Annotated in this window: 14 protein-coding genes and 1 tRNA gene; 5 read left to right on the forward strand and 10 right to left on the reverse strand. The window is 68.5% G+C overall.

Annotated elements, in window-relative coordinates:
- Nucleotides 1-26: 26 nt before the first annotated feature.
- Nucleotides 27-458: a bactofilin family protein gene (locus tag CSC65_RS07060; protein ID WP_425501319.1), complete on the reverse strand. Its 432-nt coding sequence runs from the start codon at nt 456-458 to the stop codon at nt 27-29.
- Nucleotides 459-460: 2 nt separating this feature from the next.
- Nucleotides 461-1,192: a DUF6776 family protein gene (locus CSC65_RS07065; RefSeq protein WP_162409850.1), complete on the reverse strand. Its 732-nt coding sequence runs from the start codon at nt 1,190-1,192 to the stop codon at nt 461-463.
- 130 nt (nt 1,193-1,322) lie between these two features.
- Here CSC65_RS07065 and CSC65_RS07070 point away from each other — a divergent pair, with 130 nt between their 5' ends.
- The 3 genes from CSC65_RS07070 to CSC65_RS07080 all read left to right on the forward strand — a co-directional run bounded on the left by CSC65_RS07070 (nt 1,323) and on the right by CSC65_RS07080 (nt 6,459).
- Entirely contained in the window at nt 1,323-1,913 is a 591-nt protein-coding gene (locus CSC65_RS07070) for a DUF4126 domain-containing protein (RefSeq protein ID WP_162409851.1), read from the forward strand.
- Between the two features lie 74 nt (nt 1,914-1,987).
- Nucleotides 1,988-3,859, forward strand: a complete 1,872-nt coding sequence (locus CSC65_RS07075; RefSeq protein WP_162409852.1) for an EAL domain-containing protein — start codon at nt 1,988-1,990, stop codon at nt 3,857-3,859.
- Nucleotides 3,859-6,459: a hybrid sensor histidine kinase/response regulator gene (locus CSC65_RS07080; protein WP_238390307.1), complete on the forward strand. Its 2,601-nt coding sequence runs from the start codon at nt 3,859-3,861 to the stop codon at nt 6,457-6,459. The genes CSC65_RS07075 and CSC65_RS07080 overlap by 1 nt, the downstream gene beginning before the upstream one ends.
- Here the strand turns inward: CSC65_RS07080 and bfr are convergent.
- The 3 genes from bfr to CSC65_RS07095 form a co-directional block, all read right to left on the reverse strand.
- Nucleotides 6,432-6,902, reverse strand: a complete 471-nt coding sequence (gene bfr / locus CSC65_RS07085; protein ID WP_162409853.1) for a bacterioferritin — start codon at nt 6,900-6,902, stop codon at nt 6,432-6,434. The genes CSC65_RS07080 and bfr overlap by 28 nt on opposite strands.
- Nucleotides 6,903-7,007: 105 nt before the next feature.
- Complete coding sequence (locus tag CSC65_RS07090) at nt 7,008-7,205, reverse strand: (2Fe-2S)-binding protein (RefSeq protein WP_162409880.1); 198 nt, start codon at nt 7,203-7,205, stop codon at nt 7,008-7,010.
- 99 nt (nt 7,206-7,304) lie between these two features.
- The gene (locus tag CSC65_RS07095) at nt 7,305-7,898 is read right to left on the reverse strand and encodes an RNA pyrophosphohydrolase (RefSeq protein WP_162409854.1); all 594 of its coding nucleotides are present in this window, start codon (nt 7,896-7,898) and stop codon (nt 7,305-7,307) included.
- Between the two features lie 114 nt (nt 7,899-8,012).
- Here CSC65_RS07095 and CSC65_RS07100 point away from each other — a divergent pair.
- Nucleotides 8,013-8,089: transfer RNA gene (locus CSC65_RS07100), tRNA-Met, on the forward strand.
- A 73-nt stretch (nt 8,090-8,162) separates the two neighbouring features.
- On the opposite strand, the gene CSC65_RS07105 is transcribed toward CSC65_RS07100, so the two are convergent.
- The 3 genes from CSC65_RS07105 to CSC65_RS07115 are packed head-to-tail and all read right to left on the reverse strand — an operon-like array spanning nt 8,163 to nt 10,521.
- The gene (locus CSC65_RS07105; RefSeq protein WP_202922840.1) at nt 8,163-9,539 is read right to left on the reverse strand and encodes an ATP-binding protein; all 1,377 of its coding nucleotides are present in this window, start codon (nt 9,537-9,539) and stop codon (nt 8,163-8,165) included.
- Complete coding sequence (locus tag CSC65_RS07110; RefSeq protein WP_162409855.1) at nt 9,536-10,195, reverse strand: response regulator transcription factor; 660 nt, start codon at nt 10,193-10,195, stop codon at nt 9,536-9,538. Before CSC65_RS07110 ends, CSC65_RS07105 begins: the two co-directional genes overlap by 4 nt.
- A complete protein-coding gene (locus tag CSC65_RS07115) occupies nt 10,195-10,521 on the reverse strand; it encodes a PepSY domain-containing protein (RefSeq protein ID WP_162409856.1) in 327 nt (108 codons plus the stop codon). The genes CSC65_RS07110 and CSC65_RS07115 overlap by 1 nt, the downstream gene beginning before the upstream one ends.
- A gap of 110 nt (nt 10,522-10,631) precedes the next feature.
- Here CSC65_RS07115 and CSC65_RS07120 point away from each other — a divergent pair, with 110 nt between their 5' ends.
- Nucleotides 10,632-12,671, forward strand: a complete 2,040-nt coding sequence (locus CSC65_RS07120) for a TonB-dependent receptor plug domain-containing protein (RefSeq protein ID WP_162409857.1) — start codon at nt 10,632-10,634, stop codon at nt 12,669-12,671.
- Here the strand turns inward: CSC65_RS07120 and CSC65_RS07125 are convergent.
- Entirely contained in the window at nt 12,637-14,109 is a 1,473-nt protein-coding gene (locus CSC65_RS07125) for an alkaline phosphatase D family protein (protein ID WP_162409858.1), read from the reverse strand. The genes CSC65_RS07120 and CSC65_RS07125 overlap by 35 nt on opposite strands.
- The gene (locus CSC65_RS07130) at nt 14,106-14,924 is read right to left on the reverse strand and encodes an inositol monophosphatase family protein (RefSeq protein ID WP_202922841.1); all 819 of its coding nucleotides are present in this window, start codon (nt 14,922-14,924) and stop codon (nt 14,106-14,108) included. Before CSC65_RS07130 ends, CSC65_RS07125 begins: the two co-directional genes overlap by 4 nt.
- Between the last annotated feature and the right edge of the window lie 12 nt (nt 14,925-14,936).

The following is a 14,936-nucleotide window of genomic DNA, read 5'->3' on the forward strand; positions in this document are numbered from 1 at the left end:
CAAGATGGGGCCGGGGAGCCCTTCGATCAAGCCTTGGCGGCCTTGGCGGCGGTGATCGGCGTGGCCCCTTCCGGCACCGTCAGCACGCGCGCCTGCGCCTGGACGTGGACCAGCCGCCCGGTGAGCTGGGCACCGGCGCTCATTTCGACCACGGTGTAGTGGACGTTGCCTTCGACGCGCGCCTTCTGCGCCAGTTCGATCCGCTCGCTGGCATGCACGTCGCCGGCCAGCGTGCCGTTGATGATCACCACCGGGGCATGGATCTCGCCCTCGACCGAACCCTGCTCGGCGAGCACCAGGCTGGCCGGCCGGCCCTCGGCCGCGGTGATCTTGCCGACGATGCGGCCCTCCACGTAAAGGCCGCCACTGAATTCCAGGTCGCCGCGGATGACCACGTCCGGGCCGATCAGGGTATCGATGGCGAAGCCGTCACGTTGGGTCGATTTGTTCTTGAACACGTTCATCTACCTCCCCCGCTACCCGCGAGTTTCCAGTCGAAAGTCTGGTCGGTGCCCCCCGCGCCGCCTCGCAGGGAGACTCGCACACGTTGCGGGGTGAAATCCTTGGGCAGCATCACGTTGCCACCCAGTTCCTGGAAATACCGGAACGAATACTCCTGGCCCGGGCTGGATGGCTTCTGGTGCAGGTCGTCCCAGCTGACCGTGGCCAGCTTGCCGGCGCGGACGCCCTCGACCGAGAAGCGCAGCTGCCCCTGGCTGATCGCGCCGCGATTCAGGTTCTGGGTCAGGATCACGCGGTAGTTCCAGGTGCCCGCCTCGGTCGGTGCGAACTCGATCGAATGGACGTTCAGGCCCTTGCGCTGGGCCGTTGCGCCGACCAGTCGTTCATAGAAGGCCACGTCGGCGCGCAGCGCGGCGATCTCCTCGTCGCGCTCGGCCAGCGAGGACTGCAGTTCGCTGTTCGCGGCGCGGCTGATCTGGTCCGAGCGCGACAGCGTGACCAGGCGCTGGCTCACCTCGTCGAGCTGGCGCTTCTGCAGCGCGGCCGTGCGTTCGGCGGTGCGCAGCTGCCCGCGGGTATCGCCCAGGCCCGGCGCGGCGCGCCAGGTCGCCAGTGCCCATACCGCCACCAGCGAGAACAGCCAGGCGACAACGATGGCGATCAACCAGCCGCGGCCCGAAAAACCGGGCTGGCGCGGCACCACACGGAAGCGGGACAAGGGTTCTGTCATGGCGGGATGGCACGGGCCGGCATCGGACCGATTCTGCCTATACTGCGGTTCGGACGGGTCCGCTAGTGTAGCGTCCGCCCGATGCGGGGCCACATCACCCGCGCTATCGCGGCCGAGGGAGGATCGCCTCATGACCGAGGCCCACATCTACGTGATCGGAATCCTGCTCGCCTGGATGGCGGGGATCCGCGCCTACCTGACCGTGTTCGGCGTGGGACTGGCCGGCCTGCTGGGCTGGGTCGACCTGCCGCCGGCGCTGCAGGCCACCCAGTCGTGGTGGGTGCTGGGAACGTCGGGCGCACTGGCCCTGGCCGAGTTCTTCGCAGACAAGATCCCGGGCGTAGACTCGGTGTGGGACCTGGTGCAGACCCTGGCCCGGGTGCCTGCCGGCGCCTTCCTGGCCGCGGCCACGCTGTCGCCCGATGGCCAGCTCGGTACCGGGGCGCTGGTCGCCGGGGCCGGCGTGGCCCTGGCCAGCCACGGCCTCAAGGCCGGCTCGCGCGCATTGCTCAACACGTCTCCCGAGCCTGCCAGCAACTGGGTCGCATCGACCGCCGAGGACACCGTGGTCATCGGTGGCCTGGCACTGGCCATGGCGCATCCGTGGGTCGCGCTGCTGCTGGTGGTCGGCTCGAGCCTGCTCGGCGCCCTGCTGGTGTGGTGGATCTGGCGCACGCTCAGCCGCGGGGTGCGCCGCCTGTTCGCAACACCACCGGCCTGACCGGCGATGTCGTACAGGCTTGTCCTCGTGAGCGTACTTGGCCACATAATGCGGTCCCAGCAGGGGGAATACTGATGGCCGCAAGAGAACCCGCTTCGTTGCCGGAGGATCCGGCTGCGCGCCAGCGTCCGCGCGTCGAAACGCCACCACCGCATTACTGGCGTCGCTGGACGCAGGATGCGAAGGACGAAGCCACCACCATGGCAAGCGGCAAGCCGCCGGCCGGAAGCGACCTGCCCGCCAAGGCCAAGGCCACGGCCACCACGGCGAAAGGGGGCCCGCCCGAAGATGCCGCCGAATCGCCCTATCGCATCCTGATCGTCGAGGACGACCGCACCCAGGCGCTGTTCGCGCAGAGCGTGCTGCATGGCGCCGGCATGAAGGCCGAAGTGCAGATGCAACCGGAAGGCGTGATCGACGCGATCCAGCGCTTCGACCCGGACCTGATCCTCATGGACCTGCACATGCCGGGCCTCGATGGCATGCGCCTGACTTCGCTGATCCGGCAGCAGCCGCAGTTCCAGCTGCTGCCGATCGTGTTCCTGACCGGCGATCCGGACCCGGAGCGCCAGTTCGAGGTGCTGGAGAGCGGCGCCGACGACTTCCTGACCAAACCCATCCGCCCGCGACACCTGATCGCAGCGGTCTCCAACCGGATCCAGCGCACCCGTGCGCAGCTGCGCCAGCCCGCGCCGCAAGCCAACGCGATGCTGCGCAGCCACCCGGAAACCGGCCTGGCCACCCGCGGCTGGCTGCTGCAGCAGGTCGACCAGGCGTTGCAGGAGAGCACCGTCGGTGGACTGTTCTTCGTCGAGATCGCCAGCGCCCTCGGCCTGCGCGAGCGCTACGGCTACGCAGCGTTCGAGCGCCTCATGTCCCAGGCCGGCAGCTGCCTGGCGCGGATCGGCGCACCGGCACCGGTGGCCCGCCTGAACGACAACAGCTTCCTGACCCTGATGCGCGACCTCGACGAGTCCGGGCTCGATCAGCACGCGCAGCGGTTGCGCGCCGGCCTCGCCGAGCAGGCCTTCACCGTGCGCGACGAGGAACAGGTGCAACTGCGCAGCGCGGTCGGTTACACCGCGCTGTCGATCGGTTTCGAAGGCGCTGGTCCGGCGCTGGAGGCGACCGAACGCAGCGCGCTGCAGGCGCGCCTGCACAGCGAGGGCGTCGCCGCCTACGTGCCGCCCAGCGATACCGAGGCGCAGGAACGCATGGCGCTGCTAGAAGGCCAGCTCGAGCTGGCCTACCAGCCGATCGTGGCGGTCGCCGGCAATGAACAGGCCCAGTACCAGGTGCTTCTGCGTCTGCGCCAGCCCGATGGCACGCTGCTGTCCGCCGGCCAGGTGGTGCCCGCCGCCGAGGCGAGCGGCCGCATCGCCGACCTGGACCAGCAGGTGATGGAGCATGCGCTGGACATGATCGCCCAGCGCAACGCCAGTGGCACCCCGCTGCGCCTGTTCGTCTCGCAGTCGCCGCGCACGCTGGCGCGCGAAGTCTTCGCCGAATGGCTGCTGCAGACCATCGCTGCGCGCAGCATCGACGGCACTTCGGTGGTCATCGACCTCCGCCTGGGCGATGCACTGATCCACAGCGTCACCCTGGCCGAGTTCTGTCGCCGCCTGATGGGCGCAGGCGTGCAATTCTGCCTGAGCCAATTCGAGCCGGGCCCGGAGGCCGATGCGCTGCTCAACCAGTTGCCGCTCGGGTACGTGCGCATGGCGGCGCGCTTCGCCGGTGCGCATGCGGACGCGCAGTTGCGCGACCAGCTGCGCGGCGTGATCGACCAGGCCCATCGCCTCGGCCTGCAGGTGATCGGCCAGCAGATCGAAGACCCGCAGGCCGCCGCGGCGATGTGGATGGGCGGCATCGACTACATCCAGGGCAACCTGGTGCATTCGGTCGGCACCGACCTGGACTTCGACTTCCAGAACGCGGTGCTTTGATGGCAGCCCCGGCGCAGCGCCGCGTGTGGCCCGTGCTCACCGCGATGGCCGGCGCGTGCACATTGCTGGCCGTCGGACTGGTGCTGAGCGGCAACGCCACGCCGTCGTGGTGGACGGTGGCGGCCGGGCTGGCGCTGCTGACCGTCGCGTTCGCGCTGGGCTCGCTGTTCTCGAGCGGCGCGCAGGCACGCGACCTCAACGAAGCGCATGCACGCGCTGCGGCTGCCGAGGACGAATGCACGCTGTTGCAGCGCGACGTCAACCGCCACGACCAGCTCGAGCAGCAGCTGTTGCAGGCCAAGCGCGCGGCCGAGTCGGCGGCGCTGGCCAAGGGTGAATTCCTGGCCACGATGAGCCACGAGATCCGCACGCCCCTGAACGGCATCATCCCGATGCTCGACCTGGTGGCGCGCGGCAACCTGGCCCCGGACCAGCGCGAGATGCTGCGCACCGCGCACGAATCCTCGCTGCAGCTGCTGCGCATCGTCGACGACATCCTCGACTACTCCAAGCTAGAGGCCAACCGGCTGGAGCTGGAGATCACCAGTTTCAACCTGCGCGAACTGCTCGAGGCGGTACTGCAGCTGATGCAGCGCCCGGCCGAGAGCAAGGGCCTGCGCCTGGAACTGCAGATCGACCCCAACGTGCGACTGCCGGTGCGCGGTGATCCGGTCCGCATGCGCCAGGTACTGACCAACCTGATCGGCAACGCGGTCAAGTTCACCGAGCGCGGCGGCATCCAGCTCACCGTGCGCCGCCTGGGCGAAACCGCGGCCCAGCACATGCTGCGCTTCGAAGTGCGCGACACCGGTATCGGCATCGGCCACGCGCAGCAGGCGCGCCTGTTCAGCGCGTTCACCCAGGCCGATGCTTCGACCACGCGGCTGTATGGCGGCACCGGCCTGGGCCTGGCGATCTGCAAGCGCATCGTCGACCTGATGGGTGGACGCATCGGCGTGCAGTCCGAACCTGGCCAGGGTTCGACCTTCTGGTTCGAGGCTCCGCTGCTGAAGGTCATCGGCGACGTACAGATCCGGCAGACCGCGCATGACGCCCGGCGCGTGCTGGCCATTACCCCGAACCTGCGCCTGCGCCAGCGCATTGCCCTGCTGCTGCCCAACTGGGGCATGACCGTCAGCATCGTGGAGACCACACAGGAAGCGCTGGAGCGCTTGCGGCAACAGACCGCGCCCGGGCAGTCCGCCAATTTCGTGGCCGTCATCGCCGACTACGACGGGTTGCGCCACAGCGCACGCGCCCTCCATCGGGCGCTGCTGCGCACCCCTGCCTACGCCGACGTCAAGCTGCTCTGGCTGTACGGCGAAGAAGAGATTCCGGAAGAGTTGCGCGAGGGTACCGGCCTGCTGCCGCGGCTGGCGCCGGACGCGGACCTGCGCGGCGCCCTGCTCGAGCCGCAGCCCGTCGCGGAGAGCCCGAAGGAACTCTTCGGCGCGCCGACACCCGCGGCACCGGATCCGGCTGCCCTGGAGCCGAGCCATCCGGCTCCGCCAGCGCGCCTGCTCCTGGTGGAAGACAATCCGGTCAACCTGCTCGTGGCGCAGAAGCTGCTCTCGGTGCTTGGCTACGAATGCGACACGGCGCCCAATGGCGAAGTGGCGCTATCGCACATGGCCAGTGGCAGCTACGACCTGGTCCTGATGGATTGCCAGATGCCGGTGCTCGACGGCTATTCGGCCACCCGCCGCTGGCGCGAACACGAAGCCGGTCAGGCACCAGGCAAGCGCCTGCCGATCGTGGCGATGACCGCCAACGCGATGGCCGGCGACCGCCAGCGTTGCCTGGACGCGGGCATGGACGACTACCTTTCCAAGCCGGTGGCACGCGACCAGCTCGACACCTGCCTGCGCCGCTGGTTGCGCATGGCACCGGCGCGCAGCGCAACGCGCGCATCCACGGCGGTGACTGGCGCCCCCTCGGCAGCCGAGCCGGTCGTGGAGACACCATCCGCGCCAGTCCCGTCACCGTCGCCCGCCCCTGCCAAAGCCGTCGCGCCACCCTCCGCACCGGCCACCCCGCCAGTACCCGCGACACCCGTCGTGGGGGCCGTAGCCACCTTGCCGACACCGCCACCGGCGGCGACACGCGAGAAACCGGCCGTGGCCATGACACCGGACATGCCCATCTTCGTCCCCGCCGCGGGTAGGCCGCCGGAAACGTCCGAGGTGCGCATGGAAGAAGCGCCCTCCGCACAGGCCCCACCGCCGCCGGTGCTGGAACCGGAGATGCTGGATGAGCTGCGCGAGATCGCTGGCGACGAGGCCATCTCGATCGTCAACCTGTTCCTCGAGGATGCCCCGCGCCTGGTCCGACTGATGGAACAGGCGTCGGCGATGCCCGACCTGGAAGTGATGCGCGAAGCCGCGCATGCGCTGAAATCGTCAGCCGCCAATGTCGGCGCACTGGCGCTTTCGGCCGCGGCCAAGCGCATCGAACTGGGCGCGCGCGCGCATGCGCTGGAGCGGCCCGCGGTGGCGGTGGCCCTGCTGATCGCCGAGTACGCGCGTGCGCGCGTGGCCCTTCAGGGCTGGCTCTCGACGACCGCCTCGACCACTCAGTCCTCGAGCTTGCTCAGCAGGTAGTTCGGCTCGCCGATGCGGGCGATGAGGTCGAGCTGGGTTTCCAGCCAGTCCACGTGCTCTTCCTCCGAATCGAGGATCTTCACGAACAACTGGCGGCTGACGTAGTCGCCTATCGAGTCTGCGTGGGCGATCGCGTCGCGCAGCAGCGGCAATGCCTCCATCTCCAGCGCCAGGTCGCATTCGAGCAGTTCGCGTGGCGTCTCGCCGATGCGCAGCTTGCCCAGCGCCTGGAAGTTCGGCAGGCCCTCGAGGAACAGGATGCGCTCGGCAAGCCAGTCGGCGTGGCGCATCTCGTCGATCGATTCCTTGTACTCGTGCTCGGCCAATTCCTTCAGGCCCCAGTTCTTCAGCATCTTGGCGTGCAGGAAGTACTGGTTGATCGCTGTGAGCTCGTTGTACAGAGCCTTGTTGAGGAATTCGATGACCTTGGCGTCGCCCTTCATTGGCCCGCTCCATGTTCCGGAATCGGGCGCACTCTAGCGCGCCGTGGGCAAAGGCGAAGTAACGCGAATCGTGTTCATTTCGGCTGCGCCGGGCGCGGCAGCCTGTCAGGCCGCGCAGGCGAGGATCGGCAGCGGCAGTTCGGCCTGCATCTCGGCGATCATCGAGGCGGCCATCTCCAGGCACGAACCGCAATTGGCGCCGCACCCGGTACGCATGGTCAGTTCGCCGACGCTGCCACAGCCGTTGTCCACGGCTTCGCGAACCTGACGATCGGTGACACCGTTGCAGAGGCAGACGTACACGGGCGGGTCCTGCTGGAGTAACGCCGCCATTCCATCAAGAATGAGAATGGCTGTCAATTGCGAGGTGATCGCATCCCAGCCCACGGCACCGCTTTTCGTTCAGGCAGATGAACGGCGGCCCCGGTTATTCGGACGCCTGCGCGGACGGTCGTTACCGGCGGTGTTGCCCGGCAACCAGGCCTCCTGTGCGGCGGTGGGCATCTCACGCACTACTGCGCCGCTCCCCTCGGCAAGAGGGGCCAGGTGGCGCAGGGCACGGGCGTAAACACCCCGCTTGAAGGTCACCACATGTTCGACCGGATACCAGAAGTCGACCCAGCGCCAATGGTCGAATTCCGGCGTTTCGGTGGCATCGAAGTGCACCAGGGATTCATCGCCCACCAGCCGCAGCAGGAACCAGACCTGCTTCTGGCCGATGCAGATCGGCCCGTCGCCGCGGCGCACGGCCCGCCCCGGGAGCCGATAGCGCAGCCAGCCAGGCGTCGCTCCGAGCAACTCCACATGCTCGGGCAGCAGCCCGGTCTCCTCATGCAACTCACGGTACATGGCCTCGGCGGGAGTCTCGTCGCTGCGCATTCCCCCTTGCGGAAACTGCCAGCCGTCCCGGCGCACACGGCGCGCCCAGAACACCTGGCCATCCGGGCGCATCAGCACGATCCCGACGTTCGGCCTGTATCCGTCCGGATCGATCACGATGCGGACTCCAGAAATTTTCGACTGACCCGACTCTGCCATGCCCCCGGCGGGCCGACAAGCGGCGCATTGACAGCGCGGCCCGGAAGGTGAAAAATTCGCGGTTCTCCGCGTGGCTATGTAGCTCAGCCGGTTAGAGCACAGCACTCATAATGCTGGGGTCGGTGGTTCGAGTCCACCCATAGCCACCACTCCGGAGAGACCCGAAAACCCCGCCAGCGCGGGGTTTTTTTGTATGGATCGCCTTTCGCCGCAACGCGGCTGCTAGCGCCGTGCCGGCGGCGGTTCCGATGCGGTCGCCGCCCAATCGATCGCCACCTGCAAGCCACCGATCGACGAGGTACCGAAGCGCAAGACCCCCCCGCTCGAACGGACCAGGTCGCGCGCGATGAGCAGGCCCAGGCCGCCGCCGGTATATCCACTGCGATCCAGCGATTCGCCGGCGTCGGCTTGCAGGGCCTGCAGCCGCTCCGGCGGCAAGCCCGGCCCGTCGTCCTCCACGGTCATCCGCACGCTGCCCCCGGCCCTTTCGGCCGTCACCCGGATCTGGCGGACGGCGTGGCGGGCCGCGTTCTCCATGAGCGCGCCCATGATCTCGGACAGCTGTTCCGGCTCGAACGGCAGGCGCAAGCCTGCAGGAATATCGATCCCCAGCGCCAGCGTTTCGCCCTTCTCCGTGTGCTCGATCACGCTGGCCAGGCGCTCCACCACTTCGCTGACATCGGCGCTGGCACCACGGCTCCTGCCCAGCCGCGACAGACGCGCACGCGCCAGCTCGCCATCCACGACCAGCTTGATCGCCGAAATTGCCTGTTCCATGCCGTCGGCCGCATCGGGTGCGCCCGATTCACGCGCACGACGGCTCTGCGCAGCGAGTGCGGCCAGCGGCGTCTTCAATCCGTGCGCCAGGTCCGAGGCGCGGCGGCGCGCCTGCTCCAGATCCTTCTGCCGCGCATCGGCCAAGGCGTTGATCGAATCGACCAGCGGCTGTACCTCGCGCAGGACCTGCGGCGGGAGGCGTGCACCGGCACTGCGTTCGAGCGCAGCCAGTTCGGTGGGAATGCGCCGAAGGGGACGCAGGCCGACGCTAACTTGCAGCCACGCCGCCAGCGTCAACACCCCCCACAGCACTAGCAGGAACAGCGCCAGCTCACGACCGAATTCGCCACGCGCAGTGGACAGGGGCGCGGTGTCCTGCGCCAGCTGCACCACCACGGCAGGGCGATCGGAGTCGATGACCAGCTTGCGCTCCAGCACCATGATCGACGGGTCGAACGGACCGGATCGGCGCTGCAGGCGCCAGGCGTCGCCGGGAACATCGGGGGACACGGGCAGCGCGCTGTCCCACAGCGACCGCGAGCGCAATGCGCCACTGGCCGACGACACCTGCCAGTAGTAGCCGCCCGCCGGTTTCTCCATGCGCGCGTCGCCGGGTTGGCGATCCAGGAGCAGGGTCCCCGAAGCGTCGAATGCCAGGCCAGCGACCAGACCGAGCGCATCGCGCGTCATCTCCGCTTCGAGCCGCCGCTCCAGGTGCCGCTCGAACAGCAGGGTCATGAACACCCAAGCCAGGGCCAGCGCCAGCAGGATCGCGCCGGCCGCGGCCAGCAACAGCCGCCAGCGCAGGGAGCGCGCGATCACGAGTCCTCCAGCAGGTAGCCGAAGCCGCGGCGCGTGCGGATCAGGTCGTTGCCGAACTTGCGGCGCAGGCGCGCGACGATCGCCTCGATGGCGTTCGCATCGCCGCTGCCATCCACGCCATAGAGATGTTCGGCCAGTTCGCCGGCCGACACCGCCCGTCCGGACTGGTGCGCCAGGTGGTCGAGCAGCCTGAACTCAAGCGGTGAAATGCGGACCGGTGCGCCGTCGAAGGTCGCGCTCATACGCACGGTATCCAGTCGCAGGCGGCCGGCCACCACGGTGTGCGAAAGCTTGCCCGCGCCGCGCCGCACGAGACCGCGCACGCGTGCGACCAGCTCGCCCATCTGGAAAGGCTTGGCCAGGTAGTCGTCGGCGCCGGCCTCGATACCTTCCACCTTCTCGGTCCAGTCGCCGCGCGCGGACACCACGATCACCGGGAACGCACGCCCTGCCCCACGCCAGCGCCTGAGCACGCTCAGGCCGTCCAGGCGCGGCAGGCCCAGGTCGAGGATCACTGCGTCGTAGTCTTCGACGTCGCCCTGGAACCAGGCCGATTCGCCGTCGCCGACCGCGTCGACCGAGAACCCCGCCGACTCGAGCGCGCGGGCCAGGTCGGCACGGATGTCAGGTTCGTCCTCGACCACCAGGCAGCGCATCAATCATCCTTGATCTTCAGCACCGCGCCGTTGCGCGCATCCAGGTAGAGCTTGCGCACCAGTCCGGTCGGAGTGAGCACCTTGACCTTGTACTCCCAGCGGCCGTCCTCGCGTTCCAGCTCGACTTCGATGACGTCGCCCGGCACGCGCTGCTGGACCACGGTGAGGATGCGCGCAAGCGGCAGGATCTCGCCGCGCTGGAGCAGTTCGCGCGCTTCGATGTGGTCGTCCTTGTCGGCCATCGCGTGGTGCGCGGGCACGAGGGCGAGCAGCACGGCGGCGAGCAGGAGGGGATAGCGGCGTCGGATCAGGGAGGTCGTGTTCATGGCGCCGAGCATGGGGAAGGCTTGCTGACAGCGACCTGACATGCGGCGTCGACGGCATGTCAGCCGGGCCAGTCTAGCCTGCCGGCCATTCTCCAGGGAATTCGCCGGCCATGCGGCAGCACACGCTTCCTTTCCACCTGCACGCCTGCCTTTGTCTGGTCGCCACCTGTGCGCTTCCGGCGCAGGCGCAGACCGCAGCGGCCGCCGCGGACGAATGCAGCAATGTCTACGAAGCCGCCTACTTCGCCGATGCGGCGCCCGCCAACGCCTACGACATGGTCCTGCGCCTGCCCGGCTTCACCCTGGTCGAAGCCGATGCCGACGTGCGCGGCTATGCCGGCGCATCGGGCAATGTGCTGTTCGACGGCACGCGTCCCACCAGCAAGCGCGAAAGCCTGTCCGGATTGCTCAAGCGCATCCCGGCGCGCTCGGTGGAGCGCATCGAGTTGATCCAGGCCGGCACCCCGGGCGTGGACATGGGCGGCTATCCGGTGCTGGCCAATGTCGTGCGCCGCAGCGAAGCCAGCACCGAGCTGGCGCTGGAAGCGGGGATGATCGCGTCCCCGAACGGATGGACCGCACCGCAGGGCGAGCTGGAGTACGGCCGGCGCTGGAACGAGCAGGCGCTGGACCTGAGCCTGAAGCTGGAACCGGAACTGGACGACGACACCGGCGAGGGCAGCATCGTGGAGCAGGAGGTCGGCGGCGACAGCGTGCGCAGCGACTGGGACACGCGCACTACCAAGCGCAAGGAAGAAGCCAGCGCGAGCTGGCGGCGCCCGCTCGGCACAGGCCAGCTGAGCCTGGTCGGCGCCGCGCGCGCGGAGTACACCGACACCGACGGCACGATCAGCGGCGGCAATGAGGACGACCAGATCAGCCGCGAGCGCGAGACCTACCGCGAGACCGAGCTGGGAGCGCGCTACGTGCTGCAGATGCGCGGCCGAAGCACGCTGGAGATGATGGCCAGCCGCCAGCGCGCCGACATCGACAACGTGGAGGAGTCGCGCGAGGGCGATGACGAGGAGCGCTTTGACGAGAACGGACGCAGCGGCGAAACCATCGCCCGCCTGGACCTGACCCACGCGACCTCCGACACGCTCGCGTTCAACGCCAGCATCGAGGGCGCCGACAATTTCCTGGAACGCGAAAACCGCCTGCTGGAGAACGGCCAGGTCGTGGAGGTGCCCGGATCGCAGGTGCGCGTGACCGAGCGCCGCATCGAAGCGGCCGTGGGCCTGACCTGGCAGCCGGCCGACGACTGGACGCTGGAAGCCGGCATGCGCCAGGAAAAATCGGACCTGGCCCAGACCGGCGATGAAGACCTCGAACGCCGCTTCACCTATCCCAAGCCGCGCGTCGCGCTGCGCTGGAATCCGGACGAGGCCAACCAGTGGCGCCTGTCGGTCTCGCGCGAGGTGGGCCAGCTGGACTTCTCCGACTTCGCCGCGTCGGCCTCGCTGGAAGGCGGCACGGTCAGCGCGGGCAATGCGCAACTCAAGCCGGACAGCAGCTGGCGCACCGCGTTTTCCTGGGAACACCACTTCAGCGAGGACGCGGCGCTGACCCTGGGCTGGACCCACGACCGGATCAGCGATGTGGTCGACCGGGTGCTGGTGCAGCAGGGCGACGAGATCTTCGATGCGCCCGGCAACATCGGTGACGGACGTCGCGACACCCTCTCGCTGGACCTGTCGGTGCCGATCGCCGTACTGCCCAATGCGCGCCTGCGCACCACCGCGCTGTGGCGCACCAGCACGGTCACCGACCCGGTAACCTGGCAGGCGCGCGGCATCTCCGAGGAGAAACCGTTCGAAGGCGAAATCGAGTTCAACCAGGAGCTGGCCTCGCTGCGGCTCAACTGGGGCATCCTGCTCGAACACCTGGGCGAGCGCGAAACAAAGTACCGCTACGACCGCGTCACCCGCGAATCGGAGGATGCCGGCTGGACCCTGTTCGCCGAACACCGCATGGGCGAACACTGGCGCCTGCGCGCCGAAGTCACCGACCTGTTCGGCCGCGACTTCCGCGAGCAGCGCTGGAACTGGGACGACACCCGCGCCGACGGGCCGGTGGCCGATACCGAGCTGCGCAAGCGCGTCTCGCCGGGAACGGTCAGTCTGACGATCCGCCGTAGTGTGGGCGGTTAGGCCAGCCTTCGGGCGGATCGAAGCCGTAATAACCCTTGCCCTGGCGGAAGCGCTGCAGCCGCTCCAGCTCCTTGGGATCGGACTTGCGGTCCCAGGTGCGCACGCCGTTGCGCAGGTCGTCCGGGGTCAGCACCAGCGGATCCCAGACCGCCTCGCCCATCACGTCGTGCAGGGCGTAGGTCAGAGTCGGCGTATCGCCGGTCATGTCGAAGCGCATCAGGCCAACGTTGACCGAGCGTGTCCATGTGTCGCGAACGCGCACTTCCGGCACCTGGCGGATGTTCTTGTTGGCCGGCATCTGCGCCAGTGGCGAGGAACACAGATCGTAGATGTCGTAGCCGCCCTGCTCCGAGCGCGGGATGCAGTTGAGCTCGCCCATGTGCGAGTCGCCAGAGATGCACACCACCCCGCCGATATTCTCGTCGCGGATGAAGTCGAAGATCTCGTTGCGCTCGGTCAGGTACACGCCCCACGAATCGCCGCCATCCTCGTTCTCCGCCGACGACCAGCCGCCGCCGATGGCCAGCACCTTGAACGGCGTGCGCGAGGCCTTGAGCTCGCGCTTGAGCCAGGCCTTCTGGCGGGCGCCGAGCATGGTCTTGTTGGCGTCGTCGACCTGGTCGGTCGGGTCGCGGTGGTAGCGCCCGTCCAGTACGAAGAAATCCACGCCGCCGTAGTGCTGCTTGAAGTAGACGCCGGGGTTGTCGGACTCGCCATACGACGGATTGGCCCAGAAGTTGCGGAACACGCGCAGCGATTGCGCCTTGAACGGGCTGCGTCCGTCGGAATCGTTGAAGCCGAAGTCGTGGTCGTCCCACGTCGCCAGCTGCGGGGTGGAGCGCAGCAGCGGCTCCAGCCGCTCCACCGCGCGGCCACGGCCGTACAGGTCGACCAGGGTCGAAACCTGGTCGCTGTCGGCATAGATGTTGTCGCCCAACCAGATGAACATGTCCGGCTCCAGCGCGCGCACCGCGTTCCAGATGCGCTGGTCGGCGTCGTATTGCAGCCGGCAGCATGAGCCGAACGCAATCCTGAAATCGGCCGCACCGGCCGGCGCAGTGCGGGTTCGGTGCGGCAGCGGCTGGAAGCGATCGAGCTCGCCGTCGAACCGCAGCCGGTACCAGTACGCGGTATCGGGTTTCAGGCCGGTGGCGCGCAGCACGACGCAGGCTTCGTCGTCGGCGCGGGCGCGTACCGTCGGGCCGGTGACGAACGTGGCGAAGTCGCGATTGGTTGAGTACTCCAGGCTCACGTCGAACAGGCCGCTGGCGCGTACCCACACGCTGAAATGATCCGGCCCGGGCGCGCCTATCATCGGCCCCTGCAGCGCGCGCGGATAGCCGATCGCTTCGGCTTGCGCGCGCGCCCATGGGCCCAGCAGCGCAACCAAGCCACCCAGGCCACCGAGTTTGGCGAAACCACGTCGGGAAACCTTCATGCGTGCCCGTCCCGTGCCTGGTTGAGCGCGTCGATCAGCACGCCATGCACGGCGCCGTTTGAAACGCACACGTTCTGTCCGTGCAGGTCCAGCGGCGATCCATCCACCGCGGTGGCCACACCGCCCGCCTCCTGCACCAGGATCACGCCTGGTGCCATGTCCCAGGCGTTGAGCGCCCGTTCCCAATAGGCATCCCAGCGCCCGGCCGCGACCCAGGCCATGTCCACCGCGCAGGCACCGGTGCGGCGGATGCCGGCGACATTGGCGCTGAGCAGGGCCATCTCGCGCGCGAACACCGGATGGTCGGGCTTGCCGGCGAACGGAATGCCGCAGGCGAGCACCGACTCGATCAGCGTGCCCCGCCCGGACACATGGATCCGCTGCCCATTGAGCCAGCAGCCCTTGCCCTGCTCGGCCACGTACAGCTCATTGATCATCGGCAGCCAGGTCACCCCGGCGATCACCTGGCCGTCGCGGGCCAGCGCGACGTTGACGCCCCATAGCGGATTGCCGAACAGGAAGTTGGTGGTGCCGTCGAGTGGATCGACGATCCACAGATGGCGTGTATCGCCACCACCGAAGGTGCCGCCTTCCTCGCCAAGAAAGCCGTAATCCGGGCGCGCCTGGGCCAGGATCGCGCGCGTGGTGCGCTCGGCCTCCTCATCGGCGATCGACACCAGGTCGGCCGGGCCGCTCTTGGCGCGCACGCCCAGCTCGGACAGGCGCGCGAAATGCGCCTGCAGCCCGGCACCGGCCGCCTGCGCGGCCTGGATCATCGCCTTCAGTTCGTCGGAAGCCTGCAGCACGTCGCTCATCACTTCACCGCC

It is taken from the genome of Pseudoxanthomonas daejeonensis, from assembly GCF_010093205.1.
In the GTDB taxonomy this organism is placed as follows: domain Bacteria; phylum Pseudomonadota; class Gammaproteobacteria; order Xanthomonadales; family Xanthomonadaceae; genus Pseudoxanthomonas; species Pseudoxanthomonas daejeonensis.

Bases quoted from the DNA above. Each gene is read 5' to 3' on its own strand.
- CSC65_RS07070 (WP_162409851.1), top strand. From the start codon at position 1,323: ATGACCGAGGCCCACATCTACGTGATCGGAATCCTGCTCGCCTGGATG.
- CSC65_RS07125 (WP_162409858.1), bottom strand. From the start codon at position 14,109: ATGAAGGTTTCCCGACGTGGTTTCGCCAAACTCGGTGGCCTGGGTGGC.
- CSC65_RS07115 (WP_162409856.1), bottom strand. From the start codon at position 10,521: ATGAACACGACCTCCCTGATCCGACGCCGCTATCCCCTCCTGCTCGCC.
- CSC65_RS07130 (WP_202922841.1), bottom strand. From the start codon at position 14,924: ATGAGCGACGTGCTGCAGGCTTCCGACGAACTGAAGGCGATGATCCAG.
- CSC65_RS07080 (WP_238390307.1), top strand. From the start codon at position 3,859: ATGGCAGCCCCGGCGCAGCGCCGCGTGTGGCCCGTGCTCACCGCGATG.
- CSC65_RS07065 (WP_162409850.1), bottom strand. From the start codon at position 1,192: ATGACAGAACCCTTGTCCCGCTTCCGTGTGGTGCCGCGCCAGCCCGGT.
- CSC65_RS07075 (WP_162409852.1), top strand. From the start codon at position 1,988: ATGGCCGCAAGAGAACCCGCTTCGTTGCCGGAGGATCCGGCTGCGCGC.
- bfr (WP_162409853.1), bottom strand. From the start codon at position 6,902: ATGAAGGGCGACGCCAAGGTCATCGAATTCCTCAACAAGGCTCTGTAC.
- CSC65_RS07120 (WP_162409857.1), top strand. From the start codon at position 10,632: ATGCGGCAGCACACGCTTCCTTTCCACCTGCACGCCTGCCTTTGTCTG.
- CSC65_RS07110 (WP_162409855.1), bottom strand. From the start codon at position 10,195: ATGCGCTGCCTGGTGGTCGAGGACGAACCTGACATCCGTGCCGACCTG.